Raw genomic sequence first — 12789 nt, 5'->3', positions numbered from 1 at the left:
CGGGAATCCGTCAGCGACAGGGGGCCGCACGAGGCACTGTGGGATCCCTACACATTCCGGCGGCGGGGCGGGGCTCCCCCGACGGCCCGGCCGGACGGGCCCGGCGAGCGGCTCACCGACCCGAATAGACTCTGGGCGACCCTTGTCCGCTCCGATCTCCAGGACAGAACGTGACACGCCTCGGCGACTCCGTACAGCGCGCCAGCCAGCTGCTGGCGCAGGACCTCTCCTCCGACGAGACCGTCGAGCGGCTGCTCGCGGAGACGGGGTCGCGGCGGTATATGGATCTGAGCGACCTCCCGGCGAAGGACCAGGCCGCGCTCATCGGCGCGCGCGCCGTCGAGGTGCTGCCCTCGGTGGAGAAGCTCGCCGAGGCGATCGAGGCGAAGGCGACCGCCGGGAAGGGCCTGCACGTCAAGCTCGGCATCGACCCCACGGCGGCCGACGTGCACCTCGGTCATGCCGTGCAGATGATCGTCCTCAGCCGCTTCCAGCGGATGGGGCACGACGTGACGCTGATCATCGGCGACTTCACCGCGAAGATCGGCGACCCGTCAGGCCGCACCGCGGAGCGCCCCGCGCTCACCGACGCGGACATCGCCAAGAACCTGGCGGGCTACCAGGACCAGGTCCGTCCGTTCTTCGACTTCGAGAACGTGAGCTTCCGGCACAACAGCGACTGGCTCGGCAGCATCGGCTTCGCGCAGCTGATCTCCCTGCTCGCACAGGTGCCGGCCTCGGCACTGCTGCAGCGGGAGGACTTCCGCAACCGGCTCGCCCAGGGGTCGGGACTGACCATGTCCGAGCTCATCTACCCCGTGGCGATGGCTCTCGACTCCGTCGAGCTGGAGTGCGACATCGAACTCGGCGGCGTGGACCAGCTGTTGAACATGCAGATGGGCCGGCGGCTGATGGAGCAGCACGGCCAGCGGCCCCAGATGATCGCCGCCATGCCGTTGATCGAGGGCACCGACGGCTCGGGCGCCAAGATGTCCAAGTCCAAGGACAACTACATCGGTCTGACCGCCGCGGCGGACGACGTCTACGGCAAGATCATGTCGATCCCGGACCGGCTGATGGTGCCGTACCTGCGTGCCTGGACGGAGTGGACGGACGCCGAGATCGACCAGGCAGCTGCCCGCTGCGAGGCACGGACGCTGCATCCGATGGATCTGAAGAAGGTACTGGCGGGCGAGGTCGTCACCGCGCTGCACGGCGCCGCGGCGGCGAAATCGGCCCGGGCGGGCTTCACCGCCCAGTTCAGCAAGAAGTCCTTCGGCGACGTCGGGACGCTGCCGGTCGTGGACGCCGCGGAGCACGGCGGCGAAGGCATCGCGGCGATCCTCACGCGGGTGCTGGAGTTCACGCCGAGCGCCTCGGCGGCACGGCGCATCGCCAAGCAGAACGGGCTGAAGCTGGTCGTCGAGACGGACGGCGGGGACCAGCGGTCCATCGTGCTGCCGGAGGCGGAGGCGCTGCGCCCGCTCGGCGAGGTCGTGTCCGAGAAGCTCGCCGAGGCGGGCACGAGCGGGACGCTCTACCTCAAGGCGGGCCGCAAGATCGCGCAGATCCAGGGCATCTAGACGCCTGCCACACGTCCTGCCGCGCGCCGTGCAGTCCTGCGGTCGCGCGGCAGGACTGCACGGCGGGCCCCGCGGCAGGACGGGCCCGCGGACGGCTGCGGGACCCCGCACGGGTCAGACGCGCTGACGCCGCCTCCTCCCCCGGATCGACTCCCACAGCGGGGTGCCCAGGGCGACGACGAGCACCGCGCCGCCCAGCTGGAGCCCGTGCCTGATCCAGTCGAACCCGCTGGTGACGCCGACGCCCGCCCACGAGGCCACGGCGTTGCCCAGAATGGCGCCGAGGAGCCCGAAGACCGCCGTCAGCCACAGCGGGATGTGCTGCTTGCCCGGGATGATCGCGCGGGCGAGCACGCCCAGCACCAGCCCGACGATGATCGCCCACAACCAGTTCATCGTGCCTCCGTCTCCGTCCGCGCCCGGATCCGCCGTCGCCGGCGCGGGAGTGCGCTGCCGACGCGCGAGTGCGCCGCTGCCGCCGTCAGCTTGGCGCCGGGCGCCCTACGCCGCATGACGGACTGCTCCGTACGGGCCGCACCGCATCACCGCCCCGCTCCCCCGGCCGGGCGGCCCGGCCTCGTGAGCGTCCGACCTGAGGCGTACCGTGATGAGGGTTCGCATACCCGCGACGGGCTGCTCGCCGGCCCAGGGCGAAGGTGGTGGAGAGTGATGCGGAAGCAGCGCGAGGAAGAGGTCTTCCGGATCACGGGTGCCCGCCAGAGCCTCGCGGACGATGTGCGGGGCAGGCAGCGCCGGTACGTGATCTCGATGCTGATCCGTACGCTCTCGGTACTGCTGACCGTCGTGCTGTGGAACGTGCAACGCCCTCTGGCCATCGGGACTCTCGTCATCGGCGCGCTGCTGCCCTACGTCGCCGTGGTGATCGCCAACGCGGGCCGTGAGAACGCCCCTTCGCTCCCGTCGTCGTTCATCGACCCGCCCGTGCGCCCGGCGATCGGCCCCGGGGAGAGCGTTCCGGAACCTCGTCACGGCCGGCCCGGCGATTCGACGGCCGACCGCGGCTGATCGCCCGCGCGCGCCGAGCGCACGCGACATCCTCAAGAAAAGCTCAGATCAATCATGTTGTTCCGCTGCACCTCGCACGGGTCCCCGTGCCATACTTCTTAGGCGCTCCGCATCCCCCGTCGGAGCGACAAGACCGACGCCGGGCGGCTCCCCCCGTGGCTGCCCGGCGTCGTTTGTTTGTCCGGAGGGGGTGTTGGATGGGGGTGTGCTTCCCTCCAACGAGACCTCCGAGAGCCCCGAGACTCCCATCTGCTCCGCCAAGGGCTGCCGGGCGCCCGCGGTTTGGGTGCTGGCCTGGAACAACCCCAAGGTGCACACGCCGCAGCGCCGCAAGACGTGGCTGGCGTGCGACGAGCACCGGGAGCATCTCTCGTCCTTCTTGGACATGCGCGGATTCCTGAAGGACGTCGTCCGCCTCAGCGAATGGGAGGACGGGGCCCGCGACTCAGCCGCCGATGGCTGACATCGGGCGGTCGGGCTGCACGAACGACGGATCGTCGATGCCCGCGCCGGCCTTCTTGCCCCACATGGCGAGGCGCCAGCGGGCGGCGATCTCGTCGTCCGCGGCTCCGTCGCGCAGGGCGCCACGCAGGTCGGACTCCTCGGTGGCGAACAGGCATGTGCGCACCTGTCCGTCGGCCGTCAGCCGCGTGCGGTCGCAGGCGCGGCAGAAGGGCCGCGTGACCGAGGCGATGACGCCGACCCGGTGCGGGCCGCCGTCCACGATCCAGCGCTCGGCGGGGGCGGAGCCGCGCTCGTCCTCGCCCTCCGGGGTGAGGGTGAAACGGGTGCGCAGCGACTCCAGGATGTCGCCCGCGGTGATCATTCCGTCGCGCTGCCAGCCGTGCTGGGCGTCCAGGGGCATCTGCTCGATGAAACGGAGTTCGTATCCGTGGGCGACGGCCCAGGCGAGCAGGTCGGGCGCCTCGTCGTCGTTCTGCCCCGGCATCAGCACGGAGTTGACCTTGACGGGGGTGAGGCCGGCGTCCTGCGCCGCGGCCAGACCGCGGAGGACGTCCGCGTGCCGCTTGCGCCGGGTCATGCGCTGGAAGACGTCCGGATCCAGCGTGTCCAGCGAGACGTTGACCCTGTCCAGCCCGGCGTCCCGCAGGGCCGTGGCCGTGCGCTCCAGGCCGATGCCGTTGGTCGTCAGGGACATCTTCGGCCGCTTGGAGAGTGCGGCGCAGCGCTCGACGATGCCGACGAGCCCCGGCCGGAGCAGCGGCTCTCCCCCGGTGAAGCGCACTTCCTCGACGCCGAGTTCGTCGACCGCGATGCGCACCAGGCGGACGATCTCGTCGTCGGTGAGCAACTCCGGCTTGGCAAGCCACTGCAGGCCCTCCTCCGGCATGCAGTAGGTGCAGCGGAGATTGCAGCGGTCGGTCAGGGATACGCGCAAGTCGGTGGCGACTCGGCCGTATGTGTCGAGCAGCATGCCGGCGGCCCTCCCACGGTTGTGCCAACTCTCGCAGAGTACGGGACGCCACCGACATTCAACAGATCGTTGACGTCGGTGGCGCCCCACGTGCGGCAGCGGAGGTGCCGCCCCACGGCCGTTCTCCGTCAGTGCGCGCCGAACCCCGTCATGGAGCGGACCTCCAGCTCGGCGTGCTTCTTGACGGCTTCCTCTTCCTTGGAGATGACCGAGCCGATCCAGCCGAGCAGGAAGCCCAGCGGGATCGAGATCAGGCCGGGGTTCTCCAGCGGGAACCAGGCGAAGTCCGCCTCGGGGAACATCGAGGTGGGCTTGCCGGTGACGACCGGCGAGAAGAGCACCAGCAGCACCGAGGAGCCGAGACCGCCGTAGATCGACCACAGCGCGCCTTGGGTGGTGAACCGCTTCCAGAAGAGGCTGTAGAGGATCGTCGGCAGGTTGGCGGACGCCGCTACCGCGAAGGCGAGAGCGACGAGGCCCGCCACGTTCAGCCCGCCGGCGAAGATGCCGAGGACGATCGCGACGCCGCCGATGATCACCGAGGAGATCCGCGCGGCGCCGACCTCCTCCTTGTCCGTCGCCTGGCCCTTGCGGATCACGTTGGCGTACAGGTCGTGCGCGAAGGAGGACGACGAGGCGAGGGTGAGGCCCGCGACCACGGCCAGGATCGTCGCGAAGGCGACGGCCGAGATCATGGCGAGCAGGATCGCCCCGCCGGTCGAGTCCGCTCCGCCGCCGATCTCCTGGGCGAGCAGCGGCGCGGCCGTGTTCCCCGCCGCATCGGATTCGGTGATCGTCTTCGGTGAGAGCAGCGCCGCGGCGCCGAAGCCCAGCGCGATCGTCATCAGGTAGAAGCCGCCGATGATCCCGATGGCCCAGTTCACCGACTTACGCGCGGCCATGGCCGTCGGGACGGTGTAGAAGCGGATCAGGATGTGCGGGAGTCCGGCGGTGCCGAGGACGAGGGCGAGGCCCAGCGAGATGAAGTTGATCTTCGAGGTGGTGTCCACCCCGTACTTCAGGCCCGGCTCCAGGAAGGAACTGCCCTTCCCGCTGTTGGCCGCCGCGGCGTCCAGCAGGGTCGAGAGGTTGTAGTTGAACTTGTGGAAGACCAGCGCCGTGACCACGAGCGTTCCGCCGATGAGCAGGACGGCCTTGATCATCTGCACCCACGTGGTGCCCTTCATGCCGCCGATCGTCACGTAGAGGATCATCACGACGCCGACGAGGACCACGATGAGGTTCTTGCCGGCCTCGCCCGAGATGCCGAGCAGCAGCGCGACGAGGGCGCCCGCACCGACCATCTGGGCCAGCAGGTAGAAGATCGAGACGATGATCGTCGAGATGCCCGCGGCCGTGCGGACCGGGCGCTGCCGCATCCGGAACGCCAGCACGTCGCCCATGGTGTAGCGGCCGGAGTTGCGCAGCGGCTCCGCGACCAGCACGAGGGCCACCAGCCAGGCCACGAGGAACCCGATGGAGTAGAGGAAGCCGTCGTATCCGGAGAGCGCGATCGCACCGGCGATGCCCAGGAAGGACGCGGCCGACATGTAGTCGCCGGAGATGGCCAGCCCGTTCTGGAAGCCGCTGAACTCGCGCCCGCCCGCGTAGAAGTCCGTGGCGTCCTTGGTTCTGCGGCCGGCCCAGACGGTGACGCCGAGCGTGAGCAGGACGAAGACCGTGAACAGTGTGACGATCAGAGTGCGGTGCTGGCTCGCGGCGGCAAGCTGCAGTTGCTCCGATGCGAGGGACTGTGTGAGGCTCATGCGTCACCCTCCAGGCGCTTCTTGATGGCAGCAGCCTTGGGGTCGAACTTCGAGGCGGCGAACCGGGAGTACCACACGGCGATCAGGAAGGTGGTGAGGAACTGTGCGAGGCCCAGGACGAAGGCCATGTTGATACTGCCGACGACCTTGGTGGCCATGAATCCGGCCGCGTAGTTCGAGAGCAGTACGTACAGGAGGTACCAGGCGATGAAGCCGACGGTGAGAGGAAAGGCGAAGGAGCGGTAGGTGCTGCGCAGCTCACCGAACTCGGCGCTGTCCTGCACCTGCGCGTAGTCCGTGCTGTCTGCGGGGCCGGACCTCTCGCTTTCTGATCCTGAGGCTGGTGCTGAGTCCACGGGAACTCCAGTCGATGTGGTGGTGCTGTGAGGAAAATATGCAGGTCGGGGTGTACTTACTAGCTGTCCGGTGCCGCGCATCGTAGATCTTCACAAGGCCCGGGCAACAGGGGTCGGTCGTTGAATCACGAAAGAGGGATCCCGGGCAAACCCGGGTCATCTTCAGGAAAGCGTTGCTGAGCTGGTCCGATCAGCGCTAAGTTCCCAGCTCTGTGGTCAACTTCAAAGAACATGGAGACCCCATGGATTCACAACCTTCCAGACGGTGGCGCAAGTTCGCGATGCCGCTGGGACTGGTTCTGACCGCCTCTCTCGGCCTGGCGGGCGCCGCCGTGGCCAACGGTCAGGATGAACCCGCCTCCTCGAAGAAGGACGGCGAGACGCTGAGCTACGTCGTCAACACGGAGGCGGACGCCGGCACGATCAAGCGCGTCGCGAAGGAGATAAAGAAGGCCGACGGCAAGGTCGTCACGGCGTACGAGCAGATAGGCGTGATCGTCGCCCACTCCGCGAACGCGAAGTTCGGCGACAAGATGCGCGCGGTCAAGGGCGTCGACACCGCGGGCGCGACCCGCACCGCGCCCCTGAAGGCCGCAGGCACCACCGACGTGGGCAAGCCGAAGTTCGTCGAGGTGCCCAAGTCCAAGACGGGTGCGCAGGCCAGGGCCAAGGCGAAGGCCGAGGGCAAGGAGCCGCTGGAGTCCCTGCAGTGGGACAAGCGGGCCATCCGCGCCGACAAGGCCAGCAAGATCAGCGAGGGCAGCAAGGACGTCACCGTCGGTGTCATCGACACCGGTGTGGACGACACGCACCCGGACCTGCAGCCCAACTTCGCGGCCGGCCAGTCCGCCAGCTGCGTGGGCGGCAAGGCCGACACCTCCGAGGGCGCCTGGCGTCCGTTCGACCCGGCGAACGACTACCACGGCACGCACGTCGCGGGCATCGTGGCCGCCCCGCGCAACGGAGTCGGCGTCGCCGGCGCCGCGCCGGGCGTCAAGGTCGCCTCGTTGAAGGTCTCGGAGGAGGAGACCTCGCTCTTCTACGGCGAGGCCGTCGTCTGCGCGATGGTCTTCGCCGCCGACAAGGGCGTCGAGGTCACCAACAACAGCTACTACACCGATCCGTGGCTGTTCAACTGCGCCGACCACGACGACCAGGCGGCCATCGCCGACGCGGTGAGCCGGGCGACGAAGTACGCCACGGACAAGGGCGTCACCCACGTCTCCTCCGCGGGCAACTCCTCGCACGACCTGGCCGCGAGCGAGATCGTGGACGACACGAGCCCCAACGACACGAAGCCGGTCGAGCGCACCGTCGACCCGGCCGAGTGCCCGGACCTGCCCAGCATGCTGCCCGGCGTGACCTCGGTGTCGTCGACCGGCGCGGAGGACGGCAAGTCCTACTTCTCCAACTACGGCCTGGACGAGGTCGACGTCTCCGCCCCCGGCGGTGACCGCCGCTACCAGACGCCGGAGGACCCGGCCAAGGACGGCGGCGTCCTGTCCACGATGCCCGAGGGCGACTACGCCTACCTGCAGGGCACCTCGATGGCCGGGCCGCAGGTCGCGGGCGTCGCGGCGCTCCTCAAGAGCGAGCACCCCGAGTCCTCGCCGAAGGAGATCGCCTGGATGCTGAAGGCGCAGGCGAAGAGCGTGACCTGCCCCGAGGAGTACGACCCTGACGGCAAGGGCACGTACAAGGCCGACTGCACCGGCCTCAAGGGCAACAACAGCTTCTACGGCCACGGCATCGTCGATGCCCTCGCGGCCGTCAAGAAGTGACGCCGCCGCGGGAGTCCTCCGCGGAAGCACGACGGCGGTGACACCGCACTGCGCAGCGACGCTCGCGGACGGGCCCCAGGGTCAGGACGTGACGCGCTGAGCCGGCGGACCGTCCGGTGAGGGGCCGGGTTGCTCAGGCAGCCCGGCCCCTTCCGTCGGGTCCTCGGCGGGGCGCCAGCCAGGCCCGCGGAAGACCCTCCCGGCGCGCTCGCTCCAATTGCGCGCCGCCCGCAGATCGCGTCCGATCGCGGCGTATTCATGGGTCGCCACACGCAGCGGGTTGTACGTCGAGATGTTCTTGGTGAGCCCGAAGACGCACGGCTCGGTCTCGGGCGTGAAAGAGCCGAAGAGCCGGTCCCAGACGATCAAAATGCCGCCGAAGTTCCGGTCCAGGTAGCTGCCTTGGGAGGCGTGGTGGACGCGGTGGTGCGAGGGCGTGTTGAACACGAACTCGACCGGGCGCGGCAGCTTGCCGATCCGCTCGGTGTGGATCCAGAACTGGTAGACGAGGTTCGCCGAGGAGCAGAAGGCGAGCGCCGCGGGGTGCACGCCGAGTGCGATCAGCGGCACGTAGAACGGCCAGACCGTCCATGACGTCCACGGCTGGCGCAGCGCGGTGCTGAGGTTGAACTTCTTGCTGGAGTGGTGCACCACGTGGCAGGCCCACAGGATGCGGATGACGTGGTGGCCGCGGTGCGACCAGTAGTAGAAGAAGTCCTGCCCGAGCAGCATCAGCAGCACGGTCCACCAGACCACGGGGACGCGCAGCGGCGTCAGTTCGTAGACAGCCGCGTAGATCGCCACGATCGGGATCTTCCACAGGGCGTCGAAGACGAGGCTCCCGAGCCCCATCCCGATGCTCGTCGCGGCGTCCTTGGTCTCGTATCCGGCGGCGTCCTCGTCCGGATGGATGCGGTAGCTCACGATCTCGACGACCGTGAGCAGGATGAAGGCGGGTATCGACCACAGAACGACATCGGGCAATTGAGACGGCATGTCAGCAAGGTAAAGCTCGGCGGAGCCGCCCGCCAGGGGTTGTTACCGGTTAGTACAAAATGAGTGGCGCCCCGCGTCGGGCCCGCCGGCTCCGACACCCGCCTCCGACCCGGCCGGAAAGATCACCCGGCCCCGGCCCCGGACGGCGGCAGAACCCGACGGAGGACGGTGGCGCGAGGACCGCGGCCGCTCGCCCCGAACGCTCAAACAGGCGCGCGTGAGCGGACATTGACGACTCTTCGGCACGTCGGCGCCCGCGGAGCCGGGGCTGTCAGTGCCGCACCGTATTCTCTGTGACCATGCTCGAAGACCAGACGGCACGGCCGGACGAGCCCGCGGACGAGACCGGTGAGCCTCTCCGAATTCCGGTTCAGTCACCCGCCGTTCAGGCACCGGCAGCGCTGCCCCTTCCCCTGGAATTCCCGGTTCCGCAGCAGCACGCGTCACCGGATCCGGCAGCCGCCGAGGACGGGGAGGGCTGGCCGGAGAGCTATCCGCAGGGATACGCGGTGGTCGACGTGGAGACCACGGGCCTCGCCCGTCACGACCGCATCGTCTCCGCCGCGGTCTACCGGCTCGACGCCAGGGGCGAGGTGGAGGACCACTGGTACTCCACCGTCAATCCGCAACGCGATCCCGGCCCCACCTGGATCCACGGCCTCACGGCCGAAGTCCTCGCCGACGCGCCGCTGTTCGCGGAGATCGCCGACGCTTTCGCGGACCGCCTGGCCGATCGCGTCCTCGTCGCGCACAACGCCGTGTTCGACTGGTCGATGATCGCGCGCGAGTACGCAAGGGCGGAGCGGACCCCTCCCGTCCGGCAGCGGCTGTGCACCATCGCGCTGGCCAAGCAGCTCTCGCTCCCGCTGCCCAACCACAAGCTGGAGTCGCTCGCCGCGCACTACGGCGTCGCCCAGCAGCAGGCCCACCACGCCCTCGACGACGCCCGTGTGCTCGCCGAGGCGTTCCGGCCCAGCCTCCGGCTCGCCGCCCGGCACGGGGTCCGGCTGCCGCTGCTGACGTGCCAGCCGCTCTCGGAGTGGTCGGAAGGCGGCTTCGGAGGCGGCGGCCGCAGGGGCCAGGGCGGCAGCGGCTACCGGTCGTACGGGCGCAGCTGGCGTCCCGCCCGGAAGCGCCCGGCCTGCCCCTACCCGAACCCGGGTCGGTACGAGCCGGGCGGCAGGCTGGTGCAGGGCATGCGCGTCGCCATCTCGGGCGACACCTCCGTGGACCGGGAACTGCTGGAGGACCGCGCCACCGAGGCGGGCCTGCACATCGCTTCCCAGGTCTCGCGGCTGACCAGTCTGCTGGTCACCAACGACCCGGACTCCCTCACCTCCAAGGTCGTCAAGGCGCAGGCCCACGGGACCCCGGTGGTCGACGAGGCGGCGTTCGGGCAGCTCCTGCTGGACGTGGCCCCGGCGCCGGGCTCCGGAGGCTGAGGGGTAACGTCGTCAGGCGTGTACCGCTTCCTGTTGTCCCGGCAGTGGGTGATCCTCACCCTTCTCGGTGTCGCACTCGTGCCCGTGATGATCGAACTGGGCTTCTGGCAGCTGCACAGGCACGAGGCGCGCGTCGCGCACAACGAGCTGATCAGCTCCAGCCTCCGGGCGCGGGCGGTACCGTTCGCGCAGGTCAGCCAGGGTAAGCGCGGCCCGGCGGAGGACGACCAGTTCCGTACGGCCACGGCGACGGGCCGCTACGACACCGCGCACGAGGTCGTCGTACGGCAGCGCACGGGAGCCGACGAGCAGTCGATCGGCTACTTCGTCCTGACTCCCCTGATCCAGCGCGACGGCAAGGCCGTCCTCGTCAACCGCGGCTGGATCGAGGCGGACGGCGACCTGACCCGCTTCCCCGACGTCCCCGAGGCGCCGGACGGCGAGGTCACCGTCACCGGCCGGGCCATGAGGGACGAGACGAGCGAGGCCAGCGGCATCAAGGACAAGCGGGGGCTGCCCCCGCGCCAGGTCATGCTCATCGACAGCCGCCGGCAGGCCGAGGCCATGGACCGCCCGGTCGTGGGCGGCTACCTGCAGCTCACGGACACCACGCCGAAGCCCTCGGGCCATCAGCCGGAAGAGGTCGCCGAGCCGGACCACAGCAGCATCGGCCCGCACATGGCCTACGCCGTCCAGTGGTGGCTCTTCGCGGCGGGCGTGCCCGTCGGCTGGGTGGTGCTGGTACGGCGCGAGCGCCGCGACCGTCTCGCGGCCCAGGGCGCGGAGGACGCCGGAGGTTCGGAGGACAGGGCCGGTTCCGGCGGGCCCGCGTCAGGTCCGGACGGAGCCGGTCCAAGCGACGGGATCGGAGAAGGCTCGGAAGAGGGCACCGGGGCCGGAGCGGCCGGCCAGCGTGACACGGTCTCCTCCGCCGGCGCCGGCGGCCCGCCGCCCTCCGCGGTCTGACGTCCGCCTGGGCCCCTGCGTGCGCGCGCCGCGGGCGGTGCCGCACACTGTGAGCCATGGATCTTGGGCTGAAGGACCGCGTATACGTCATCACCGGCGCCACTCGTGGCCTGGGCTTCGCCGCCGCCGAGCAACTCGTCGCCGACGGAGCCCGAGTGGTCGTCACAGGCCGCACCGACGAGGCCGCCACGGAGGCCGCCGCCCAGCTCGGAGCGGGCTCGGCCGTCGGCATCGGGGCGGACAACGCCGCGCCGGAGACCGCGGAGCGACTGGTGGAGACCGCCAGGTCGCGCTTCGGGCGCTTCGACGGCGTGCTGATCAGCGTGGGCGGCCCGCCCGCGGGCGTACCCGCCGACGAACTGTCGGACGAGCAGTGGCAGTCCGCGTTCGAGACGGTCTTCCTCGGCGCGGTACGGCTGGCCCGCAAGGCGTCCGCCGAGCTCGGCGAGGGCGGCGTCATCGCGTTCGTGCTCTCCGGTTCGGTCCACGAGCCGATCCCCGGGCTCGCCCTCTCCAACGGCCTCCGCCCCGGCCTCGCCGGATTCGCCAAGAGCCTCGCCACCGAGGCCGGGCCCCGCGGCGTCAGGGTCCTCGGGCTGCTGCCCGGGCGCATCGCCACGGAGCGCCTCCAGTACCTCGACTCCCTCTCGGGCGACGGAGAGGCGGCCCGGCGCCGCAACGAGGCGATGATCCCCCTGCGCCGCTACGGGACTCCGGAGGAGTTCGGACGCACAGCTGCCTTCGCCCTCTCGCCGGCCGCCTCCTACCTGACGGGCGTCATGATTCCCGTGGACGGCGGCGCACGGCGCGGCTTCTGAGCGGGAGCGAGGTCAGAGCACCCGCTCCGGACGGTGCTTGACCGTACGCAGCCGCACCTCGGCGGGGAGCTTCTCCAGCGCCGCCGAGCTGCGGGCGTGCTCCAGCGCCTCCTTGGTGAGACGGCCGAGCACCGGCCCCGGCGCGGCGTGCGCTTCCAGCCGGAGGCCCATGACCGCCTGCGGCGCGGTGCGCCGTCCGGTGAGCCGTACGGCCGCCCCGTCCACTCCCGGCAGGCCGGACGCCTCCGCCTCCAGGACGTTCTCCATCGCGCTGCCGCGGAGCAGGGCGCCCTCGCCGTCCCCGGTGTCCACCAGGACCTCGCCGAGCCTGCGCCGCCGCAACTGCGCCAGCAGCCACCACAGCAGCAGGAGCACCAGCAGGGAGAGCACCGCGATGACGGCCGGCCACCACCAGCTCTCGGACCGCCAGCGGGTGCGCTCGCCGTCCGTGAGCAGCGCGTCGTCAGGGGCGGTCCAGGGCCAGCCGGAGGGCATCGAGAAGTTCAGGTGCCGGGGCAGGTCGAAACCGGCGACGAGCACCGCGAGCCCGAGGGCGAGGAGCAGCGCTCCCGCCAGGCCGAGCAGTACCCGGTTCACGGACCGCAGCGTTCCGCCCATCC

General features: G+C 70.3%; 13 protein-coding genes. 7 read left to right on the top strand and 6 right to left on the bottom strand.

What is annotated here, in order from left to right; genetic code table 11:
* Nucleotides 1-170: 170 nt before the first annotated feature.
* The gene (gene tyrS, locus IEY56_RS16950) at nt 171-1583 is read left to right on the top strand and encodes a tyrosine--tRNA ligase (protein ID WP_189038024.1); all 1413 of its coding nucleotides are present in this window, start codon (nt 171-173) and stop codon (nt 1581-1583) included.
* 114 nt (nt 1584-1697) lie between these two features.
* Here the strand turns inward: tyrS and IEY56_RS16945 are convergent, their stop codons facing one another.
* Nucleotides 1698-1979: a GlsB/YeaQ/YmgE family stress response membrane protein gene (locus IEY56_RS16945; RefSeq protein WP_189038023.1), complete on the bottom strand. Its 282-nt coding sequence runs from the start codon at nt 1977-1979 to the stop codon at nt 1698-1700.
* 273 nt (nt 1980-2252) lie between these two features.
* Here IEY56_RS16945 and IEY56_RS16940 point away from each other — a divergent pair, with 273 nt between their 5' ends.
* Both IEY56_RS16940 and IEY56_RS16935 read left to right on the top strand, forming a co-directional pair.
* The gene (locus tag IEY56_RS16940) at nt 2253-2609 is read left to right on the top strand and encodes a DUF3099 domain-containing protein (RefSeq protein WP_189038022.1); all 357 of its coding nucleotides are present in this window, start codon (nt 2253-2255) and stop codon (nt 2607-2609) included.
* Nucleotides 2610-2814: 205 nt separating this feature from the next.
* Nucleotides 2815-3072 carry a hypothetical protein gene (locus tag IEY56_RS16935; RefSeq protein WP_189038021.1) on the top strand — a complete coding sequence of 86 codons (258 nt, stop codon included), beginning with the start codon at nt 2815-2817 and terminating at the stop codon, nt 3070-3072.
* Here IEY56_RS16935 and moaA read toward each other — a convergent pair.
* From moaA to IEY56_RS16920, 3 genes are all read right to left on the bottom strand, one after another.
* Nucleotides 3055-4044, bottom strand: coding sequence for a GTP 3',8-cyclase MoaA (gene moaA, locus IEY56_RS16930; RefSeq protein WP_189038020.1), 990 nt, complete (start codon nt 4042-4044; stop codon nt 3055-3057). The two genes, IEY56_RS16935 and moaA, sit on opposite strands and share 18 nt — an antisense overlap.
* A 128-nt stretch (nt 4045-4172) precedes the next feature.
* Nucleotides 4173-5810 carry a monocarboxylic acid transporter gene (locus tag IEY56_RS16925; protein WP_189038019.1) on the bottom strand — a complete coding sequence of 546 codons (1638 nt, stop codon included), beginning with the start codon at nt 5808-5810 and terminating at the stop codon, nt 4173-4175.
* The gene (locus tag IEY56_RS16920) at nt 5807-6166 is read right to left on the bottom strand and encodes a DUF485 domain-containing protein (RefSeq protein WP_074467822.1); all 360 of its coding nucleotides are present in this window, start codon (nt 6164-6166) and stop codon (nt 5807-5809) included. Before IEY56_RS16920 ends, IEY56_RS16925 begins: the two co-directional genes overlap by 4 nt.
* A gap of 242 nt (nt 6167-6408) precedes the next feature.
* Between IEY56_RS16920 and IEY56_RS16915 the strand changes: the two genes are divergently transcribed.
* The gene (locus tag IEY56_RS16915; RefSeq protein WP_444544892.1) at nt 6409-7947 is read left to right on the top strand and encodes a S8 family peptidase; all 1539 of its coding nucleotides are present in this window, start codon (nt 6409-6411) and stop codon (nt 7945-7947) included.
* A gap of 81 nt (nt 7948-8028) precedes the next feature.
* On the opposite strand, the gene IEY56_RS16910 is transcribed toward IEY56_RS16915, so the two are convergent.
* Nucleotides 8029-8943, bottom strand: a complete 915-nt coding sequence (locus tag IEY56_RS16910; protein WP_189038017.1) for a sterol desaturase family protein — start codon at nt 8941-8943, stop codon at nt 8029-8031.
* A 299-nt stretch (nt 8944-9242) separates the two neighbouring features.
* Here IEY56_RS16910 and IEY56_RS16905 point away from each other — a divergent pair, with 299 nt between their 5' ends.
* The 3 genes from IEY56_RS16905 to IEY56_RS16895 are packed head-to-tail and all read left to right on the top strand — an operon-like array spanning nt 9243 to nt 12169.
* Nucleotides 9243-10385, top strand: coding sequence for a DEDDh family exonuclease (locus IEY56_RS16905; protein ID WP_189038076.1), 1143 nt, complete (start codon nt 9243-9245; stop codon nt 10383-10385).
* A gap of 18 nt (nt 10386-10403) precedes the next feature.
* Entirely contained in the window at nt 10404-11351 is a 948-nt protein-coding gene (locus IEY56_RS16900) for an SURF1 family cytochrome oxidase biogenesis protein (RefSeq protein WP_189038016.1), read from the top strand.
* A gap of 56 nt (nt 11352-11407) precedes the next feature.
* Complete coding sequence (locus IEY56_RS16895; RefSeq protein WP_189038015.1) at nt 11408-12169, top strand: SDR family oxidoreductase; 762 nt, start codon at nt 11408-11410, stop codon at nt 12167-12169.
* Between the two features lie 12 nt (nt 12170-12181).
* On the opposite strand, the gene amaP is transcribed toward IEY56_RS16895, so the two are convergent.
* The gene (gene amaP / locus IEY56_RS16890) at nt 12182-12787 is read right to left on the bottom strand and encodes an alkaline shock response membrane anchor protein AmaP (RefSeq protein ID WP_189038014.1); all 606 of its coding nucleotides are present in this window, start codon (nt 12785-12787) and stop codon (nt 12182-12184) included.
* Nucleotides 12788-12789 lie beyond the last annotated feature (2 nt).

The organism is Streptomyces daqingensis (assembly GCF_014645895.1).
Taxonomy (GTDB): domain Bacteria; phylum Actinomycetota; class Actinomycetes; order Streptomycetales; family Streptomycetaceae; genus Streptomyces; species Streptomyces daqingensis.
Note: the sequence above shows the minus strand (reverse complement) of the source record. Positions and strands in the feature narration are given on the sequence as shown.